Annotated in this window: 21 protein-coding genes, 1 pseudogene and 1 riboswitch; of the genes and pseudogenes, 14 read left to right on the top strand and 8 right to left on the bottom strand. The window is 69.3% G+C overall.

Going from position 1 to position 18,404, the window contains the following annotated elements:
• Positions 1 to 209: 209 nt before the first annotated feature.
• Positions 210 to 434 (top strand): FitA-like ribbon-helix-helix domain-containing protein, encoded by a 225-nt coding sequence (locus ACQPWU_RS49590; protein WP_433433380.1) that lies wholly within the window; start codon positions 210 to 212, stop codon positions 432 to 434.
• Entirely contained in the window at positions 431 to 847 is a 417-nt protein-coding gene (locus ACQPWU_RS49585) for a type II toxin-antitoxin system VapC family toxin (protein WP_433433379.1), read from the top strand. Before ACQPWU_RS49590 ends, ACQPWU_RS49585 begins: the two co-directional genes overlap by 4 nt.
• A 210-nt stretch (positions 848 to 1,057) precedes the next feature.
• On the opposite strand, the pseudogene ACQPWU_RS49580 reads toward ACQPWU_RS49585, so the two are convergent.
• A pseudogene (locus tag ACQPWU_RS49580) lies at positions 1,058 to 1,306 on the bottom strand (DUF2399 domain-containing protein); the annotation flags it as partial.
• Between ACQPWU_RS49580 and ACQPWU_RS49575 the strand changes: the two are divergent.
• Positions 1,272 to 1,466, top strand: a complete 195-nt coding sequence (locus tag ACQPWU_RS49575) for a hypothetical protein (protein WP_433433377.1) — start codon at positions 1,272 to 1,274, stop codon at positions 1,464 to 1,466. The pseudogene ACQPWU_RS49580 and the gene ACQPWU_RS49575 sit on opposite strands and share 35 nt — an antisense overlap.
• Positions 1,467 to 1,653: 187 nt before the next feature.
• On the opposite strand, the gene ACQPWU_RS49570 is transcribed toward ACQPWU_RS49575, so the two are convergent.
• Together ACQPWU_RS49570 and ACQPWU_RS49565 are read right to left on the bottom strand one after the other, a co-directional pair.
• Complete coding sequence (locus ACQPWU_RS49570; protein WP_433445499.1) at positions 1,654 to 3,285, bottom strand: serine/threonine protein kinase; 1,632 nt, start codon at positions 3,283 to 3,285, stop codon at positions 1,654 to 1,656.
• 2 nt (positions 3,286 to 3,287) lie between these two features.
• On the bottom strand, positions 3,288 to 4,862 hold the full coding sequence (locus ACQPWU_RS49565) for a serine/threonine-protein kinase (RefSeq protein ID WP_433433375.1): 1,575 nt from the start codon (positions 4,860 to 4,862) through the stop codon (positions 3,288 to 3,290).
• A gap of 295 nt (positions 4,863 to 5,157) precedes the next feature.
• On the opposite strand from ACQPWU_RS49565, the gene ACQPWU_RS49560 reads away from it, so the two are divergent.
• Entirely contained in the window at positions 5,158 to 5,676 is a 519-nt protein-coding gene (locus ACQPWU_RS49560; protein ID WP_433433373.1) for a hypothetical protein, read from the top strand.
• Between the two features lie 60 nt (positions 5,677 to 5,736).
• Positions 5,737 to 6,036, top strand: a complete 300-nt coding sequence (locus ACQPWU_RS49555; RefSeq protein WP_433433371.1) for a YciI family protein — start codon at positions 5,737 to 5,739, stop codon at positions 6,034 to 6,036.
• Here the strand turns inward: ACQPWU_RS49555 and ACQPWU_RS49550 are convergent.
• Both ACQPWU_RS49550 and ACQPWU_RS49545 read right to left on the bottom strand, forming a co-directional pair.
• The gene (locus tag ACQPWU_RS49550) at positions 6,030 to 7,208 is read right to left on the bottom strand and encodes a sensor histidine kinase (protein WP_433433370.1); all 1,179 of its coding nucleotides are present in this window, start codon (positions 7,206 to 7,208) and stop codon (positions 6,030 to 6,032) included. The genes ACQPWU_RS49555 and ACQPWU_RS49550 overlap by 7 nt on opposite strands.
• Entirely contained in the window at positions 7,205 to 7,861 is a 657-nt protein-coding gene (locus tag ACQPWU_RS49545) for a response regulator transcription factor (protein ID WP_349449369.1), read from the bottom strand. The genes ACQPWU_RS49550 and ACQPWU_RS49545 overlap by 4 nt, the downstream gene beginning before the upstream one ends.
• Positions 7,862 to 8,005: 144 nt before the next feature.
• Here ACQPWU_RS49545 and ACQPWU_RS49540 point away from each other — a divergent pair, with 144 nt between their 5' ends.
• The 4 genes from ACQPWU_RS49540 to ACQPWU_RS49525 are packed head-to-tail and all read left to right on the top strand — an operon-like array spanning position 8,006 to position 11,566.
• On the top strand, positions 8,006 to 8,521 hold the full coding sequence (locus ACQPWU_RS49540; protein WP_433433368.1) for a hypothetical protein: 516 nt from the start codon (positions 8,006 to 8,008) through the stop codon (positions 8,519 to 8,521).
• Positions 8,522 to 8,526: 5 nt separating this feature from the next.
• Positions 8,527 to 9,654, top strand: coding sequence for an efflux RND transporter periplasmic adaptor subunit (locus ACQPWU_RS49535; RefSeq protein WP_433433366.1), 1,128 nt, complete (start codon positions 8,527 to 8,529; stop codon positions 9,652 to 9,654).
• On the top strand, positions 9,651 to 10,346 hold the full coding sequence (locus tag ACQPWU_RS49530; RefSeq protein WP_433433364.1) for an ABC transporter ATP-binding protein: 696 nt from the start codon (positions 9,651 to 9,653) through the stop codon (positions 10,344 to 10,346). Before ACQPWU_RS49535 ends, ACQPWU_RS49530 begins: the two co-directional genes overlap by 4 nt.
• The gene (locus ACQPWU_RS49525) at positions 10,346 to 11,566 is read left to right on the top strand and encodes an ABC transporter permease (protein ID WP_433433363.1); all 1,221 of its coding nucleotides are present in this window, start codon (positions 10,346 to 10,348) and stop codon (positions 11,564 to 11,566) included. The genes ACQPWU_RS49530 and ACQPWU_RS49525 overlap by 1 nt, the downstream gene beginning before the upstream one ends.
• Before the next feature lie 430 nt (positions 11,567 to 11,996).
• Here ACQPWU_RS49525 and ACQPWU_RS49520 read toward each other — a convergent pair whose 3' ends face one another.
• Positions 11,997 to 12,470 carry a hypothetical protein gene (locus tag ACQPWU_RS49520; protein WP_433433361.1) on the bottom strand — a complete coding sequence of 158 codons (474 nt, stop codon included), beginning with the start codon at positions 12,468 to 12,470 and terminating at the stop codon, positions 11,997 to 11,999.
• 103 nt (positions 12,471 to 12,573) lie between these two features.
• On the opposite strand from ACQPWU_RS49520, the gene ACQPWU_RS49515 reads away from it, so the two are divergent.
• On the top strand, positions 12,574 to 12,897 hold the full coding sequence (locus ACQPWU_RS49515; protein WP_433433359.1) for an STAS domain-containing protein: 324 nt from the start codon (positions 12,574 to 12,576) through the stop codon (positions 12,895 to 12,897).
• A gap of 12 nt (positions 12,898 to 12,909) precedes the next feature.
• On the opposite strand, the gene ACQPWU_RS49510 is transcribed toward ACQPWU_RS49515, so the two are convergent.
• Both ACQPWU_RS49510 and ACQPWU_RS49505 read right to left on the bottom strand, forming a co-directional pair.
• The gene (locus ACQPWU_RS49510; protein WP_433433357.1) at positions 12,910 to 13,911 is read right to left on the bottom strand and encodes a rod shape-determining protein; all 1,002 of its coding nucleotides are present in this window, start codon (positions 13,909 to 13,911) and stop codon (positions 12,910 to 12,912) included.
• Between the two features lie 104 nt (positions 13,912 to 14,015).
• Positions 14,016 to 14,507: a PadR family transcriptional regulator gene (locus ACQPWU_RS49505; RefSeq protein WP_433433355.1), complete on the bottom strand. Its 492-nt coding sequence runs from the start codon at positions 14,505 to 14,507 to the stop codon at positions 14,016 to 14,018.
• A 56-nt stretch (positions 14,508 to 14,563) separates the two neighbouring features.
• Here ACQPWU_RS49505 and ACQPWU_RS49500 point away from each other — a divergent pair, with 56 nt between their 5' ends.
• From ACQPWU_RS49500 to ACQPWU_RS49485, 4 genes are all read left to right on the top strand, one after another.
• Positions 14,564 to 16,018, top strand: a complete 1,455-nt coding sequence (locus ACQPWU_RS49500) for an MDR family MFS transporter (protein WP_433433353.1) — start codon at positions 14,564 to 14,566, stop codon at positions 16,016 to 16,018.
• A gap of 49 nt (positions 16,019 to 16,067) precedes the next feature.
• On the top strand, positions 16,068 to 16,268 hold the full coding sequence (locus ACQPWU_RS49495) for a DUF5302 domain-containing protein (RefSeq protein ID WP_360686514.1): 201 nt from the start codon (positions 16,068 to 16,070) through the stop codon (positions 16,266 to 16,268).
• Between the two features lie 167 nt (positions 16,269 to 16,435).
• Positions 16,436 to 16,571, top strand: a riboswitch (cyclic di-AMP (ydaO/yuaA leader).
• Between the two features lie 185 nt (positions 16,572 to 16,756).
• Positions 16,757 to 17,434 carry a hypothetical protein gene (locus tag ACQPWU_RS49490; RefSeq protein ID WP_433433351.1) on the top strand — a complete coding sequence of 226 codons (678 nt, stop codon included), beginning with the start codon at positions 16,757 to 16,759 and terminating at the stop codon, positions 17,432 to 17,434.
• A gap of 37 nt (positions 17,435 to 17,471) precedes the next feature.
• A complete protein-coding gene (locus ACQPWU_RS49485) occupies positions 17,472 to 18,350 on the top strand; it encodes an alpha/beta fold hydrolase (RefSeq protein ID WP_433433350.1) in 879 nt (292 codons plus the stop codon).
• Positions 18,351 to 18,404 lie beyond the last annotated feature (54 nt).

The following is an 18,404-nucleotide window of genomic DNA, read 5'->3' as shown; positions in this document are numbered from 1 at the left end:
TGGGACTCTCCCTATTCGTTCGGGATCGGGGGCTTTCGGGCTGCCCCCATGCCTGTAAACGATCAACCCGGGTCCTACAAAGCGGCTACAGAGCCGCTACACGCCTTGCGTCGGCACAGGAAGAGGCCATTAGATCCCGACCGATGACTTCCTCGCGCGCTGGCATCTGGGCTCGACTTTGCATGCAATCTGCATGCTAATGTGGAGGCATGGGAGTTATACAGGTTCGAGATGTTCCCGAAGAGACCGAGCGGACGCTGAAAACCAGGGCCGAACGTGAGGGCAAGTCGCTGGCGGCATATGTGCGCGATCTGCTGAATGAGGAGGCGTCCGTCCCGACCTTGGACGAGGTGATGACCAGGATCGCGGCTGACGAGCCAGTGCCGTATGACCCTGATTTCGTACGGGAGACGATGCGCGAGGGGCGCCGATGAGCTTGGTCGTGGACGCTTCGATCGTTTTCCGCCTGCTGGCGAACGTGAAAGGCGATGACCTTCTCCGGCAACGGCTGGCTCGTAGAGTGCACGCTCCAGCGCTGATAGATGTGGAGATCGCATCAGTCGTCCGCGGACATGTGATCACCAGCAAGCCGGAGGTGCGGATCTCCGAAGCACGGGCCAGGGTCATGTTGGAGCGGTATGGCCAGCTCAAGATCGTGCGACACCCCATGCTGCCCCTGCAGCCCCGGGTGCTGGAGCTCCGGAACAATCTCACGGCACACGACGGCATGTACGTGGCACTCGCCGAACTGCTGGGAGTGCCGCTGCTCACCGATGACGCCAAGTTCGCGGGCTCCACGGGTCATCGGGCGGAAATCCACCGATACCCGCCGCCCGCGGTGGCGTAGAGCTTCTGCGCGTTCGGGCCGGATGAGCCGCGACGTACGTGCGGCGACATGACACAGTCTCAGGGGGATGCGCGGTTCAGGTCGCCAAGCAGGACGGGGATCAGGCGTTCTTCCATCACCGTCCGGCCCCGGCTCGCCATGAGAGACGCGAGTTCCGGGGTCCCAGAGGCTCGGTGCCGCCGGGCCGGTCAGCGGGGTGGATTCGCTTTCGGCAAGTCCTGCGGCGTAGTCGGCTGATGACATGCGCCACGGGGTCGCCTGGTAGCGGGAGATCGCGCGTTCGACGGTTCGAAGGCCGGTCCAGTCGAAGTCGGCTCGCCATCCCAGCTCGCCTTCGGCCGTTTCCAGCAGGCGGTGGCAGGCTGCTGATGGCACGCCCTCGGTGCAGATCAGCGGCGCGCAACCGGGGCCCACGGTGCGGTTCGTGGATCTGCTGGGCCAGCCTGGTCTGCAGGGCATCCTCCAGGATGCGCCGCTCAGAGTCGGTGAGCAGTTGCTGCTGGTCGTTCCTGCCGGCAGAGATCTTCGCGGCGAACGCGTCGACCGGCAGCTCGCGAGCCCGGGAGGCGTGCAGCAGCACCTGGTAGTTGGCGCGGCCGCGGTCGAGGGCACGCAGTAACCACAGGTATTCGTGGCGTTTCTCGGTCGCGACGAAGTGGAACAACCGCATCCGGTCGTCCACGGTGAACGCGTCGATCCCGAAGGCCCCAGTGATCTCATCCATCCCTGAAAAGCATGCCGGATGTCGCCGACAGTCCAAGCCGTATCGGAATAGGAAACACCGTCCAGTGCTCGCCCGGCAGGCCCTACCAACCTTCGCCCCAGCTCTCGCTGTTGCTGCAGATCTTCACCGCGACGCTCTTCCGGAAGCTCTTGGGGGTGACCACCTCGAAGACGATGTTGTACGTGCCGGCGCCCTTCCACGTGATGGACGGAAGCAGGGGCTTCGACGAAGGCGTGCCCTGCTGCCTGCCCTGGTTCTGACCGTTGACGAGCCACCGGTAGCTGTAGGTGCCCGTGGCCGCGACCTTGGCCCAGATGTTCGTGTCGTTGCGCCAGCAGTCGCCCAGCTTGAAGCCCTCGTAGGTGAAGGTCACCGACGTCACGTTCCCCGAGCCGCCGCTGGCCGCGGTCGGTTTGGTGGTCGTGGGTCTCGTGGTGGGCCGCGACGTGGGCTTGGTGGTGGGCTCCGTCGTGGGGTGGGCGGTTGCGCTGGTCTTGGGGGCCTTCGGGGTCTTCGAGGTCTTGGTAGGGCGGGGCTGGGAGGTCGGGTGGGAGGTTCTGGCGGACTTCGTCGCCCCGGCGACAGGGGCGGAGGGGGTGGGGGTCGGGGCTGTGACGATGGTGGCGTTGGTGGTCCGGCCGGGCCATATGGGTGACCAGAGCCAGGCTGCCGCCACGGCACCGGCCACGACGACCGCGGTCCCCCCGGCCACGAGGGCCGGTGTGCGCTGGTTGCGGGAGGTCGCTCGGATGGGCCCGGCGTGGCGGTGGTGGACCGGAGGCGGCTGCGGATGCCCGGGTCCGGCGCCCTGGCCGGGGAATCCCGCCGGTGACGGACCGCCCGAGAATGCCGCGTGCCCGGGTCCGTGGCCCGGAAATGGCGCGCGCGCCGGCCCGTGGCCGGGGGAGGCCGCGTGTGCGGGACCGCCCGGCGATGCGTGGTACGCGTGTCCGCCTGGAGATGGGGGCGCCTGGCCGCCGATGAGCTGGAAGAGGACGTCCTGCATGGCCGGGCGGGCCGCGGGCTCCTTGGCGAGGCAGGCGTACACGATCGAGCGCAGCGGCTCGGGGACCCCGCCGAGGCGCGGCTCCTCGTACTGGATCCGCCTGAGCACCGCGGGCAGGGAGTCGTTGCCGAACGGCGGGGCGCCGGTGGCCGCGTACACGATCACCGCCCCCCACGCGAACACGTCCACGGCCGGGCCGGCGGCGCCCATGAACTGCTCGGGCGCCATGTACGCGGGCGTCCCCACAATGCTGCTGGTACGGGTCAGCGCGGCGTCCATGGCCCGGGCGATGCCGAAGTCGATGACGCGCGGCCCGTCCCGTCCGAGCAGCACGTTGGCGGGCTTGAAGTCCCGGTGGACGACGCCCGCGCGGTGGATGGCGGCCAGCGCGGTGGCCGTCGCGACCGCCAGCCGTTGCAGGTCGGCCCCGGCGTGGAGGCCCGCCTTCTGGAGCGAGGGGCCCTCGACGTACTCGGTCACGATGTACGGCCGCGCGCCCAGCGAGGCGTCCAGCACCTGCGCGATGCAGAAGGGCTCCACCCGCCGCGCGGCCGCGATCTCCTTGGCGAACCGGCCGTCACCGGGCAGCCCCTCGTGCAGCACCTTGACGGCGACCGGGGTGCCGTCGGGGGCGGTGGCCAGGTAGACCACGCCCTGGCCCCCCTCGCCGAGCTGCCTGACGACCCGGTACGGGCCGATGGTCTCCATCGTCACGAGGTTTCTATGGCGCAGACGTTGAACGAGACGCTCTTCTGCGCCGCGGAGGGCGAGGTGACCTTGAGGGTGACGGTGTGGCGTCCGGCCTTGAGCATGTACATCCCCGAAGTCGCGAACGCGGTGTATTGGTCCTCTGGCACCCACGACCTGTTTCGCGAGACCGACTTGCCGTCGAGTAGCCAGGCGTAGGAGACCCAGACCTCACGCCGGGTCGACTCCACATTGGTCTGGAAATGCACCGGTGGCATGTAGCAGCCATCGGCGTCGTTCTGACCGGGACCGCCGAACAGCTCGATCTCGAGGATGCTGGCCCGCGCGTTGGTGACCGGCTTCTTGGTGGTGCGGGTGGGCGTCGGGGTCTTGGTCGGTCGCGCCGTGGTGGCCTTGGGGGTGGGCGTGGCCGAGAGCGCGGGAGTGGTCTTGGGGGTGCTCTTCCGTACAGTGGGCGTATGGGTGGGCTCGCGGGTCTTCCGCGGCGGCGTCGTGTCGGGGTGTTTCGTGGTCCGGGTGGCGGAAGGGCTCGGGGAATCGGCGGCGAGGGATGCCGAGTTGGGCAGCTTCGACCAGGGGGCGAGCCAGACGACGCTGCCGACCAGCGTCACCACCACGACACTCGACACGCCCACGGCCACCGGAACGCCGATCCGGCGACCACCCGTAGCCCGAGCCCTCCGGCCTGGCCCAAGCCCTGCCCCCGGTATCGGCCTTTGGCGGGGCATCGGGCCTAGCCCCTGGCCGGGCATCGGTCCAGGTCCGTAGCCAGGCACGGGCGTCGGTCCGGGCCCTTGTACCCGCACTGGCGCCTGGGCCTGGAAGTCCTGGTACGGGCTGGGGACCGCGGGGTTCTGCCCGCTCAACAGCCGCAGGATCACGTCCCGCATGGTCGGCCGGGCGCGTGGATCCTTGGCCAGGCAGTCGTACACGATCGACTGCAACGGCTGCGGCAGGTCACCGAGCTGCGGTTCGTTGTGCAGGATGCGGTTGATGATGGCAGGCAACGTGTCCTGCCCGAACGGCGGCGTCTCGTTGGCCGCCCACACCATGACCGACGCCCAGGCGAACACGTCGGTGGGCGGCCCCACCGGCTGCCCCGCCAGCTGCTCGGGAGCCATGTACGCGGGCGTCCCGACGATGCTGCTGGTGTGCGTGACGGCGTCGTCCATGGCACGGGCGATGCCGAAGTCGATGACGCGCGGCCCGCCGGGACCGAGCAGCACGTTCGCGGGCTTGAAGTCCCGATGCACGATGCCCGCCGCATGGATGGCGGCCAGCGCGGTGGCCGTCGCGACCGCCAGCCGCTGCAGGTCCGCCCCGCTGTGGCGGCCTGCCTGCTGCAGGGAAGGCCCGTCGACGTACTCGGTCACGATGTACGGTCGTTCGCCCAGCGAGACGTCCAGCACCTGCGCGATGCAGAACGGCTCCACCCGTCGCGCGGCCGCGATCTCCTTCGCCAGCCTGTCGTCGAAGCCCGCGCCCTCGCGTAGCAGCTTGACAGCCACGTGCCGGCCGTCGGGCGTCTGCCCGAGATAGACGGTCCCCTGACCGCCCGCCCCCAGTCGGCCGAGCAAGCGATATGCGCCTAACGCCGCTGGGTCATCCTCCCGCAGCGGTTCGACATGCGCCATGAGAGAAGTGACTCCTGATACGGGTGCGGGTGATCTTTCGTACCATAGCGACTGGAATACGGATTTGTTGTGATGTTCCGGAGTCGTCGAAAACCTTCCCGCGTCGGCCGTGCTCGTCACGGCCGTCACTCTGTTGGTGCCGTCGGTTTGGCGCATCCGAGCCGAAAACGGCTGAACTTTCCGCCACTCCCGACACTCGAAGCATGAGTAACGGTTCGACACTCACGGGGAGATCATCATGAAGAAGATGCTCGCAGCGGTTCTGGCAGGCGGGGCTCTGCTCACCGCGGGCACGCCCGCGCTCGCCCAGACCAGCGCTCAGGCCGGTGCTCAGACCACCGCCAAGACCACGCTGGGGCCGTACGGCTACGGCAAGGTCAGGCTCGGCATGAGCGAGAAGCAGGCCAAGGCGACCAGGCAGATCGTGCTCAAGATGCCCAGCGAGGACGGCTTGTGCTCCGGCTGGGACCTGAGGGCACACCCCAGCGGCAAGAACGCCGTAGGCCTGTACATCTCCAAGAAGAAGGGTGTGGCCGTGATCAGTGCCCCGAAGGGGGTCAAGACGCCCGAGGGCATCGGCATCGGCTCCACGATGAAGCAGATTGAGAAGGCGTACCCGAACGTCAGGACCCCCGAGGACGGATACCCGTCCGTCCGCGTCCCCGGTAACCGCAAGGCCTATTACGCCTTCCTGCTCGAGAAGGGCAAGGTCCACGACCTGCTGATCGGACTCAACTCGCAGGACTGCACCAACTGACGGAGCGATCCACGCGGCGTCCACACCCAGCCCTACGCCGCGATCAGCGACAATTGCCGCATGTTGCACGTGCTGCTGGTGCGCTACACCGCTCCGATCGACCAGGTGACCCCGCATGTTCCCGGCCACGTGGCCTACCTGGAGCGGTGGCACGCCGACGGCACGTTCCTGCTGTCCGGCCAGACCGTTCCCGACAGCATCGGCGGCGTGATCCTCGCCGTCGGCCCACGCGAGCACGTCGAGAAGGCGGCGGCGGAGGATCCGTTCGCGGTCGCGGGCGTGGCCGAATACGAGATCGTGACCGTCGACCCGGGCCGCGTCCGCGACGATCTCCGCGCGCTGCTCCCCAAGAGTCACTGAGAAGCGCGCGGCAGGGACGCGGTCACGACCAGGCCGCCGCCCTCCCGCGGCTGCGCCCTGACGTCCCCGCCGTGCGCGACCGCCACCGACCGCACGATCGACAGCCCCAGCCCGGCGCTCCTCGCCGTGACCACGCGCTCGGCCCCGTGCCGGTGGAACGGCTTGAACAGCAGCGGGATGTCGTACGGCGGCACGCTCGGCCCGGTGTTGCTCACCTCCACCTCGACCTTCCCGTCCGACACGGTACGGCTCACCACCCGCACCCACCCGGTCCCGTCGTCCACGTTGTGCCGAATGCCGTTCTCGACGAGGTTGTGCACCAGCCGTTCGAGCAGCAACGCGTCCCCGGTGGTGGGCGCCTGAGCGGCGACCTCGTACACGGTGACCTTCGCGTCGTGAGCGTCGCCGGCCGTCTGCGCGACCACGTGCGTCACCACGTCCGCCAGGTCCACCGGCGACCGGTCCGCGATCTCCTGCTCGGACCGGGCCAGCAGGAGCAGGCCGGAGATGAGGCGTTCGTGGCGGGCGTTGATCTCCAGCAGGCTCTCGCCCAACTCCTTGACCTCAGGAGGGGCCGCACGGCGGTGCATGGCCAGCTCGACCAGCGCCCGGTTCAGGGTCAGTGGCGTGCGCAGCTCGTGCGAGGCGTTCGCCACGAACCTGCGCTGCCCGTCGAAGGACTCGTCCAGCCGCTCCACCATGGTGTCGAACGTGTCGGCGAGCTGCTTGACCTCGTCCGGGGGACCCTGCAGCGCGATCCGCTCGTGCAGCCCGCGTTCGGCCATGGGGGCGGCCGCGATCCTGCGCGCCGTGTCGGTCACGCGGTGCAGCGGGGCCAGCGCCCGGCCCGCGACGAACCAGCCGAGCCCCAGCGCCGCGCCGCCGGCCACGACCAGCGCGATCGCGCCCTCCGTGATCAGCGACGTGACGGCCGCGCCGCGTATCTCCGCCTCCTGCCGCCGCAGCCACTCCACCGCGGCGTCGCCGGTGAGCACGACACCGTTCTCGGCCAAGATCAGGTTCTTCATCTTGCCGGGCTCCGGCCGGTACCGGCTCTCGAACGACTGGGTCAGCTGCTGGTTGAACAGGAGATAGGTGACGCCGAGCAGGGCCAGCCCGGCGACCAGGAAGACGGCGCCGTACATCAACGTCAGCCGCAACCGGAGAGTCATGCGATCCGGTACCCCACCCCCGGCACGGTCTCCACGACCGGCGGGTCGGCGAGCTTGCGGCGCAGCTTGAGAATGGTGAGCCGGACCGCTCCGGTGAACGGGTCCGCGTTCTCGTCCCACGCCTTCTCCAGCAGCTGCTCGGCCGAGACGACGCTCCCGTTCGCCCGCAGCAGCTCGGCCAGCACCGCGAACTCCTTCTTCGACAGCGGCACGAACCGCCCGTTCCTGAACACCTCCCTGCGTGCCGGATCGAGCGTGATCCCGGCCCGCCGCAGCACGGGCGGGACGGCCGGGCGCGAGCGCCGCCCCAGGGCCAGCACGCGGGCGGCCAGCTCGGGGAACGCGAACGGCTTCGCCAGATAGTCGTCGGCCCCCAAGGACAGTCCGGTCACCCGGTCGTCGAGCTGGGCGGCGGCCGTCAGCATCAGCACCCGCGCGTCCCGCTCCGACTCGACCAGTTCCCTGCACACCTCGTCGCCGTGTACGCGCGGCAGGTCGCGGTCCAGCACGACCACGTCGTAGTCGTTGACGGCGATCCGTTCCAGCGCGGCCTCGCCGTCGTGTGCCAGATCGACCGCGTGGGTCTCCTCACGCAGCCACTCGGCAATCGCGTCGGCGAGCAGCCGCTCGTCCTCAACCACCAGCACCCGCATGGCGTACCTTTCATTCGCTTACGGAGCTGAGTGTGGCCTAGGCGGCATTTGCTCAAAATAAGCGCGAACGGAAACGCTGAGGAAACAGCGACCCCTATTGCATCTCCCCTCGAAACGGCATTCATCCGACAGAGGAGAGATTCCATGCGAGCACGAGTCCTCGGCGCGCTGGCGGCCGCCGCTCTGTTCCTGGCCGGCTGCGGCGCGGACGACGGCGGCGGAGCCGACGTGGCCTCGGTCAGTGGCACCGGCACCCAGGCCGCGGCCAGCGCGAAGCCGAGCGAAGACCCGTACCAGAAGATGCTCAAGTTCGCCCAGTGCATGCGCGAGAACGGCGTGCAGATGGACGACCCGCAGCCGGGCAAGGGCATCTTGATGAAGCTCGACGGGAGCGTCCCGAAGGAGACGGTCGACAAGGCTCAGGAGGCGTGCAAGCAGTACGCCCCGAGCGGCGAGCGTTCCGGCCAGCCCGACCCGAAGCGGGGAGAGGCGCTGCGCAAGCTCGCCCAGTGCATGCGTGACAACGGCGTGGAGAGCTTCCCCGACCCCGACGGCGGCGCCATGCGCATCACCGGCGAGGTCGGCGACGACCCCGACTTCAAGTCCGCCCAGCAGAAGTGCCAGAAGGAGTCCGCTGAGGCCGGTATGGGAGGGCTTTGATGGGGATGGCCACCCTTGATGGAAAGGCGGAGCCGGACGCGACGCCCTCCCGTACGCGCCGGCGTCGCGGCCGGGGCAAGATGGTCGCCGGGCTCCTGATCGTGGTGGCCGTGGCCGGCGGCGGGTTCGTGGCGGTCAACAGCGCGGGCCTGCTCGAAGGCAGCGCCGGCCCCACGCGGTCGGCCAACGCCCTGCCCCCGGCCACCGCCACGGTGACCAGGCAGACTTTGAACGACACCAGGGACGCCGACGGCGAGCTCGGCTACGGCCCGGTGACCACGGCGGTGAGCAGGAAACCCGGCACGATCACCTGGCTGCCCGACAGCGGCGCGCAGATCACCCGCGGCAGGTCGCTGTACCGGGTGGACAACAAGCCGGTCATGCTCATGTACGGCTCGACGCCCGCGTACCGCGACCTCAAGGCCGGCGTGGAGGGCAAGGACGTCGAGAACCTGGAGCGGAACCTCAGCAAGCTCGGCTACGACGGGTTCACGGTGGACGACGAGTACACCTATGACACGGCCGAGGCGGTCAAGGAGTGGCAGGAGGACCGCGGCCTGGACGAGACGGGCGTGGTCGAGCTGGGCCGGGTCGTCTTCGCCCCCGGCAAGGTGCGGGTGGAGAGCCTGGAGTCCGAGAAGGGCCAGCCGACCGCTCCGGGGCAGAAGGTCCTGACTTATACGGGCACGTCCAAGGTGGTCACGGTGAAGCTGGAGGCCGAGGATCAGCGGATGGCCAAGAAGGGCGCCCAGGTCGATGTCACGCTGCCGGACGGCAAGAGCGTGAAGGGCAAGGTCACCGAGGTGGCCACGGTCATCGAGCCGGGCGAGGGCCAGAACGCGGACCCGGAGACCCGGGTGGAGGCGCTCGTCTCGATCGGGAACGCCAAAGCCGCCAAGGGGCTGGACAAGGCGGCGGTGGACGTGACGTTCACGGCCTCCAAGCGCAAGAACGTGCTGACCGTGCCGGTGGCGGCGCTGGTGGCGCTGCAGGAGGGCGGGTACGGGTTGGAGGTCATCGAAGGCGGCACGTCCCGATATATCAAGGTCGAGACTGGTCTGTTCTCCGGAGGGCGGGTCGAGGTCAGCGGCGACGGGCTCGCCGAGGGCATGACCGTGGGGATGCCGAAATGACGTACCCCATGATCGCTCTGACGGACGTGTGCAGAACGTACCCGGGCGGCGTGGCGGCGCTGAACTCGGTGTCGCTGCGGATCGAGCACGGCGAGCTGGTCGCCATCGCCGGCCCGTCCGGGTCGGGCAAGTCGACGATGCTCAACGTCGTCGGCACCCTCGACCGGCCCACGTCCGGAACCATCCACATCGACGGGTACGACGTGTCGAAGCTGTCGGACAACCAGCTGTCGGCGTTGCGGGCGACGACGATCGGGTTCGTGTTCCAGTCGTTCCACCTGGCCGCGAAGGTCCCGGCGCTGGACAACGTGGCCGACGGCCTCGTCTACACCGGCCTGGGCAGGTCGGAGCGGCGCCGCCGCGCGGCCCAGGCGCTGGAACGGGTGGGGCTCGGCCACCGGATGGACCACGAGCCGCACGAGCTGTCCGGCGGCGAGCGGCAGCGCGTGGCCATCGCCAGGGCCGTGGCGGGCGACCCGCCGCTGCTCCTCGCCGACGAGCCGACCGGGGCCCTGGACTCGGTGTCGGGCACGGGGGTGATGGAGCTGCTGCACGAGCTGAACGCGGCCGGCACCACCATCGTGATCATCACGCACGACCGGGAGATCGCCGCGAGCCTGCCCAGGCAGGTACGGATGCGCGACGGCCAGATCATCTCCGACACCGCGCGGGTCCCTCTGGAGGCGGTGTGATGGCCGTTGTGGAGGTGGCGCGCCCGAAACTGCGTCCGGCCAGGATGCGGTCCCGCGACGTGATGCGGGTCGGGGCGGTGGGCCTGCGCACCCGGCCGCTGCGGGCGTTCCTGTCCGCGCTGGGCATCGCCATCGGCATCGCGGCAATGGTGGGGGTGGTCGGGCTCTCGTCCTCGTCGGGCGCCGAGCTCGACCGTACGCTCTCCGCGCTCGGCACCAACCTGCTCACGGTCTCGTCCGGCACCACGATCATGGGCGAGGCCGCGCAGATGCCGAAGGAAGCGGAGGCGATGATCGAACGCATCGGCCCCGTCAAGGCCGTCTCGTCGATCGGACGCATGGGCGACGTCAAGGTCTACCGGTCGGAGGAGATCCCCGAGGCCCAGACCAGCGGCATCGCCACGTACGCGGCCCGCCTCGACCTGCCCGCCACCGTGGGCGCGACCCTGCGGAACGGCACCTGGCTCAACGCGGCCACCGAACGCTACCCGGCCGCCGTGCTCGGCTCCTCCGCGGCGCAGCGGCTCGGCATCGGCTCGGCCTCGCCCGACACGCAGGTCGTGGTAGGAGGGATCCGCTTCACGGTCGTCGGGATCCTGAACCCGGTGGCGCTCGCCACCGACCTGGACAGCGGCGTCCTGGTCGGCTGGCCGGCGGCGGAGTCCAGGCTGGGCTTCGACGGGCACCCGACCACGCTCTACACCCGCTCGGACGAGGCCAAGCTGGAGGCCGTACGCCAGGTGCTGGCCGGCACCGCCAACCCGGAGGCACCCAACGAGGTGGACGTATCCCGGCCGTCCGACGCCCTGGCCGCCAAGCAGGCGACCAGCCAGGCGTTCGCCAACCTTCTGCTGGGGGTGGGCGCGGTGGCCCTGCTGGTGGGCGGGGTCGGCGTGGCCAACACCATGGTCATCTCGGTGCTGGAACGCCGCGCGGAAATCGGCCTGCGCCGCTCCCTCGGGGCCACGCGCGGCCAGATCCGCACCCAGTTCCTCGCGGAGTCACTCCTGCTGTCGGCCCTGGGCGGTGGCGGGGGGATCCTGCTGGGGACGGGTGTCACGATGGGGTACGCGCTGTACAGCGGCTGGCCCTCGGTGGTGCCCGCCTGGGCCACCATCGGCGGCCTCGCCGCGACCCTGGTCATCGGCGCGGCAGCGGGCCTCTACCCGGCGATCCGCGCCTCCCGCCTGTCCCCGACGGAAGCCCTCTCCACCCCCTGACACCCCTCACCCCGGGACCCGCACACTCACACGCCGCCCGGTCCAGGTGCGTCGTTCGCGCCCGACAGCGAGGCTGGGCTCGGCTGCGACGCTTGGTTGGGGCGTGCCGCTTGCACACCGCCTCACGGCACGGCTCGGGTGCCGGCCGGTTACGGGTGTGCGGCTCTGCTCGGGAGCGTTGCTCGACTGGGCACGGCTGTTCGGTTGGAGTGAGCCGCGCCATCGTCGCACCGTCGGCCGTGCCGTCATGGGTGGCGCCGTGCCACTACGCGCCCCGTGACCGGCAGCAACGCCCCGGCAGCGGTGTCGGCACGGGGAGGTCTGGTGGTGCGGGCACGGGGGAGCCCGGTGGTGGCGATGCGGGCTGTGGCTGCGGGGTGCTGGTGCGAGCGCCAGGTGGAGGGTCAGGGAGCGTGCCGGGTGGGCGGCGTCAGTCGGTGGCGTAGCAGGTTGTCTTGCCGACGATGCGGATGCCGGGCTTCTCTCCGGAGATGACGGTCAGCTCGAACGTCAGCCGCGTCTCAGGATTGCGCAGCACGGAAATATCCTGATCCCCGTCCCGCAGGTCCAGATCGTCGACCACCTTGTCGTACCCCATTGCCTGGAGCCGTTCGAGAAGTCCCGCGGAGGCGTCGGCGAGGTCGCTCTCGGCGCGGAAGTACCGCCGCACCTGCCCTGGCACGCAAGAGCCGTCTTCATCCCGCGCGACAGGCGACAAATGAAGGTCGGCGGCGCTGAGCAGAGAGGTGGCATCGGAGTCGAGCTGCCGGGCGGCCTCTTCGAGACTGGGCAGTTCGGACGCCGTCGCGCAGGCCGTCATCGCCGCGACACAGAAGAGCACCGCGGAAAAACTGTGACGGCGGGCGCGCACGATCGGACCATATCGGAGATCGTCCACGAACACCCGGGAAACGGAACAGAAACCTCTGCGGACCTGATCCGTATAAATCATCTTTTCATGGGCAGAAGCACTGCTTATCGCGATAAGGAGTCACTAGCGGAGCAGGATGACCTTCGAAACCAACGACCAAGCTCACGTGACCCCCATTTCGCGCCCTTTCGGCCTACGCGTAACCGGTGAGATCGATTACGGCAATCACCGTCTCCTTGCCGGAGCCCTCCATCGCGCGATTCGCGAGGGCGGCGAGGAGATCCGCCTCGACCTTGGGGAACTGGCCTTCATCGACGTGGCCGGGCTGCGCGTCATCGTGACGGCCGCCGCCCGATTATCCCCGCCGCGCAGGCTGATCCTCGACCCGATCTCTCCCGTGGTACGCCGCCTCCTCGCCGTAACGGGCTGGGAACACATCAAGGGCCTGCGAATGGGCTGAGCGGATGGGCGGTCACCTGTCCGGCACGGCCCAGGAGAGGCCGCTGCGAAGCCGGGCGACGAGACCCAGGTCGTCCACGAACCGGCCCAGGCCGAGGGCCACGCACTCCAGCGGCCGTTCCGCCCTCCGTACCGGCATTCTCAGCGACGCCCGCAGCCGCCGCGCGAGCCCCCGCAGCAGCGCGCCGCCTCCGATCAGTACGGCGCCTCGCCCCCCGAGGTCCGCGGCCAGTTCGGCCGGGCACCGCTCGACCGTCTCCATCGCCGCCCGCACGATCGCCTCGACCGGCTGCCTGGTCGCCTCGTAAATCTGCTGGACGGGCAGCTGCACCTCGCGCTCGTGGCCGGTTTCCGAGTCGCGGGCGTGCACCGTCACGTGCCGGTGCGCCGGTTTCCACTCGGCGCCGATGTGGCGTTTGGCCGACTCGGCCTCGTGCTCGTCGAGGAGGAGGCCGTGCTCGTGTTCGACCAGGCGCACGATGGCCCTGTCGACGGCCTCGCCGCCGCCTGGGACGGCCGTCGTGGACACGGCGGCCCCGGACGAGAGCACGGCGATCCTGGCCGAGTCGCGCCCGATGTCGATCACCATGTTCCCGGCGACGTCGTCGACCGGCAGTCCGGCGCCGAGCGCCGCCGCGAGCGAGTGCGGGACGAGCACGATCCGCCGGGCGTCCGCCTCGAACGCCACGTCGCTCAGTGCCGTCCGCTCGATCGGGGTGGAGGTGTCGGGCAGCGCCATGACCAGGCGTGGCCTGGCGAACGGACGCCGGTGCACCTTGCTCAGGAAATGCCTGACCATGCGCCAGGTCAGCTCGCCGTCGGCCGGCAGGCCGCCGCTGACCGGCCGGTACGTCTCGCCGTCGGTCGCGTCCGCGCCGTACGCGATGACCTTGCCGGTGCGCTCGTCGAGCATGACCGCCGAGGGCTCGTCGAGCACGATGCCCTTGCCCCTGGCGTAGATTCGTGTGCTCGCGCCTCCCAGATCCAGCGCCAGGTCACGGCCCAGGAGGCTCATGGCAGGACCGGGGGCTTGACCGTCATGCCGGGTGTATTTCCTGAGCCACTCCAACCCAACACCAGGAACTGAACGGTTCCCCTTTACCTATGAACCGCGTCGGGTCAGCGCCTGAGGTCGGCCAGCGTCTCCTCGGCCCACGCCAGACCGGCGCGGACGTGGCTCAGGCCGAGCTTCGCCGCGTACGCGCCGACCCCGTCCTTGGGGTGGCACTGCAGCACCGCGAGCCGCTCCTCGAAACCGGTCCTGATCCGCTCCACCACCGCGATCGCCTCGTCCGTGTCGAGCAGCGGCAGCAGGAACGCCTGGAGCGCGGTCTCGCTGCGTACGGTCACGGCGGGCTGGTGCTCGACCAGCCACGTGTGCAGCTCACGCGTGCCCTCAGGGGTGATCGTGTAGATCTTGCGCCCCCTCGCGCCCTCCGACTCGACCGCCACCAGCCCGTCGGCGGCCATCTTCACCAGCTCGGGATAGATCTGCGTGTGCCCGGCCTGCCAGACATGGTTGAGCGAGTGCTCGAACTTCTTGGCAAGGTCATAACCGCTCGCCGGGCCGATCGCCTCGAGCAGTCCGAGCAGCGCGATCCGTAGGGACATGCCCTTCAGCATAACGAAGACTTGACATGTCAGAACTTACATATAAGTTCTCACATGTGACTACTGACATGAAGACCCGTGGCAACGGGATTGTCCTGCTCGCCGTGCTCGGCGGGATGTTCCTGGCGATGCTCGACCAGACGATCGTCGGCACGGCCTTACCGCGCATCACGAGCGAGCTGGGAGGCGCCACCCTCTACGTCTGGGTCGTGACGGCGTACCTGCTCACCTCCACGGTGACCGTGCCGCTCTACGGCCGGCTGTCCGACCAGCACGGCAGGAAGCCGCTGCTGCTGATCGGGATGGTGGTGTTCGTGGCGGGCTCGGCGTTGTGCGGGGCGGCGCAGGACATGACGCAGCTCATCGCGTTCCGCGCGCTCCAGGGGCTCGGCGCGGGCGCGCTGTTGCCGCTGTCGATGGCGCTGGTGATGGAGATGTTCCCGCCGGACGGCAGGAGCGGCGCCCGCGTGCAGGGCGCGCTCGGCGGCGTGATGGGGCTGACGTACCTGGCGGGGCCGTTCCTCGGCGGGTTGTTCACCGACCACGCGAGCTGGCGGTGGTCCTTCTATGTGAACGTGCCGCTCGGCATCGTGCTGATCGCGATCGTCGTGCTGCGCCTGCCGAACCGGCCGGGCACCGGAGGCGGGCGTCCCGACTACGCGGGCATCGCGGTATTCACCGTGGCGATCAGCGCGCTGCTGCTGGGGCTGACGGAGAAGGGCCTGGACGGGCATACCTGGGCCGACGTCGCCGTGGCCGGGCCGATCGTGCTCGCGCTCGCGCTGCTCGCGGTGTTCGTGCTGATCGAGAGGCGGGTGGCCAGCCCGATCATGCCCATGCACCTGTTCGGCAACCGTACCTACACGTTCGTCAACGTCACGTCGTTCTTCACGGCGTTCTGCATGTACGCGGGGGTCGTGTTCCTGCCGCGTTACTTCCAGGAGTCCCTGGGCGTCAGCGCCACCGAATCGGGGCTGAGGATCTATCCGATGACGCTGGCGATGGTCGTGGGCAGCGCTCTCATGGGGACGCTCATGTCCAGGACCAGGGTCTACAAGCCGTGGCTGGTCGTGTCCCCGTTCCTGCTGGTCGCGGGCACCCTGCTCTGCCTCAACCTGACCGCGCACACCGACGGGGTGCTGCTGGCGGGCTGGATGCTGCTGATCGGGCTGGGCATGGGGCCCATGTTGTCCGGCCTGACCGTGGCCGCGCAGCAGTCGGTCGAGCCGCAGTACATCGGCACCGCCTCGGCGAACCTGGCCTTCTTCCGCCAGATCGGCGGCTCCGTCGCGCTGGCCGTGGGCGGCACCCTCTACGGCTCCACCGTCGCCGCGGACGCGCCCGCGCACGGCCTGGCCGCCGCGCACGCCTCCGCTGCGGCCGTGGTCATCCCGTCGCTGGGGGTGGTGGGAGCGCTGATCGCCCTGGTGGCGTTGGTGGCGATGCCGGGCAGGCGGCTGGACGCGCCGGCGGTCTCGCAAGGCAGGGTCGAAGCCGGTTTCGCGTCGTAAGCGGGGCCATGCGAAGCTGTGAGTTGTCCCCAACACCTTGGAGGTCCTCATGGCGGATACACCGGAGCCGGAAGTCAGCGAAACTCCCGAGGACGAGATGAAGCGCAAGTTCCGCGAGGCGCTGGAGCGTAAGCGCAACCTGCACGCGGACTCGGGCGCGGGTGGCAAGGGCGGCGACCCATCGAAGATCCACGGGGCGCACGGTCCGGCTGCGAGTAAAAGATCGTTCAGGCGCAAGAGCGGCGGCTGAGGCTGGATTTTTCAGGGGGTACGGCAGTGCCGTACCCCCTTTTTTCTTTGTACGGGAAGGTAGATCTTCTGCCCGTTTCATGACGAAGTGTTTGCGTATGTCCGGAATGCGTGGTTAGAGTGTTGCCCAATTCACAGCCGGTGGCGTGGACCTCACAGAGGAGGAACAGCCGGCTGGCGCCGAATCCCGATCGCTCGGGAACCGGGGACCCACTGCAAATGGGGTGAATCCGACCACACGTCGGTAGGGCATCTCCACGTCCGAACCCGCCAGCTAACCCGGTAGGCGAGATGGAGAGGACATATGAACGACTTGGACGACCGCGTCGAACTCCCAGACAGCGTGATAGCCGCCGCCTCCTGAGCGGTCCCTTCCTCAGGTTCGTTTCGCGCTCCGCGTAGCTCCCCCCAAGTCAGGTGCTTTGCCCTGCTGCGCCCTTTTGGAGCGAGCGCAACCTCCCTGCCCCCGTCGCGAAGGACTTAATTTTCATGTCTGCACGTTTTGGCCTGCGTTCCCTCGCTCTGCTCACCAGCTCTACCGTGTGCGCGCTGACCTGCGCCGGCACCGCGGCTCACGCCGACTCGAGCACTGACGAGAAGGTCCTGCTCAAGGGCTCGACCACCGCTTCATACTTCTGGGACGACTCCTCCGGCCGCGCCGGTGACACCGGCCTGCCCGCCAGCGGCAAGCCCATGCAGAAGGGCCTGGCCGCCAGTCCGAGCTGGCCGCTCATGACCGAGGGCTATGTGGTCTACGAGGGCAAGAAGCTGCCCTTCTTCGTCGGCGACCGCGGCCCGGGCGTGCCCTCCAACAACGGGGTCATGCTGGACCTGGATGCCAAGACGTTCGCGGAGCTCACCGGCGGCACGTTCAACTCCGACACACTGGGCGTCGACGGCAACGGCGGCGAGGGCCACATCAAGGTCGACTACGTCATCACCAAGTGGGGCCAGGGTCCAGGCAAGAAGAACTACCCGGTTCCGTTCTCGACCGGCGCCTGGGCCGAGCAGGACGACAACCCGGCCGAGCCTCCCGCGGCCGCCAGCGAGGCCGTGCCCGCACCGCTCTCGAAGAGCACAGCCGCCATCGTGGCCGGCGCCGTGGCCGTGGCGGGCGGCAGCGTGGCGCTCACCAGCGAGCGCATCCGCAACCTCATCAAGATCTGACTTTACGGGTCACTACCAGAATGTCATTCTGGTCCTCGTGACCACCCGTGTAGCCGCGAACGGCATCGAAATCGCCTACGAGAGTTTCGGTTCGCACGAGGGCCGTCCCCTGCTCCTCATCATGGGACTCGGCGCCCAGCTGATCCACTGGGACGAAGGGCTCTGCGAGCTGCTGGCGGGACAGGGACATCACGTCGTACGGTTCGACAACCGCGACGCGGGCCTCTCCACCCACTTCCACGACAAGGGCGCTCCCGCGCTGGGGGCGCCCTCGCCGTATCTGCTGGACGACCTGGCCGATGACGCGGCGGGGCTCATGGACGCCCTCGGCTGGCCCGCCGCGCACGTGGTCGGCGCCTCGATGGGCGGCATGATCGCCCAGGCCCTGGCCATCCGCCACCCGGACCGGGTGCTGACCCTGACCTCGATCATGTCCACGCCCGGACCCTCGGTGGCCCCGCCGACGGAGGCCGCGCTCGCCGTCCTCCTGGCCAGGCCCGCCCCCGACCGCGGATCCGTCATGGCCCAGGCGGTGCGGACCTGGTCGGTCCTCGGCTCGCCCGGATACGCGCTGGACCCTGAGAGGATCACCGAGCTGGCCGGGCTGGCGTTCGACCGCTGCTTCGACCCCGACGGCACGGCCCGGCAGCTCGCCGCGATCATGGCCTCGGGCGACCGTACGGCGCTGCTCACGGGCCTACAGGTGCCCACGCTGGTGCTGCACGGCGAGGCCGACCAGCTCATCCCTGTCGCCGCAGGCCACGCCACGGCCGCGGCCGTCCCCGGTGCCCGCCTGGTGACCTACGCGGGCATGGGCCACGACCTGCCGCGCCCGCTCTGGCCGTCCATCGTGGACGAGATCACCAAGCTCACCGCCACCGGCCCCCTTTCCGGCCCTCCCGTCGCACTTGGGTGAAGGTCCTTTTGGGGGAGGGGCGGTGGGTCACTCGTGGCGTGTGCTGCCAACGGG

It is taken from the genome of Nonomuraea sp. CA-141351, from assembly GCF_050944675.1.
Lineage (GTDB): Bacteria > Actinomycetota > Actinomycetes > Streptosporangiales > Streptosporangiaceae > Nonomuraea.
This window is presented reverse-complemented; position numbering and strand designations above follow the sequence as displayed.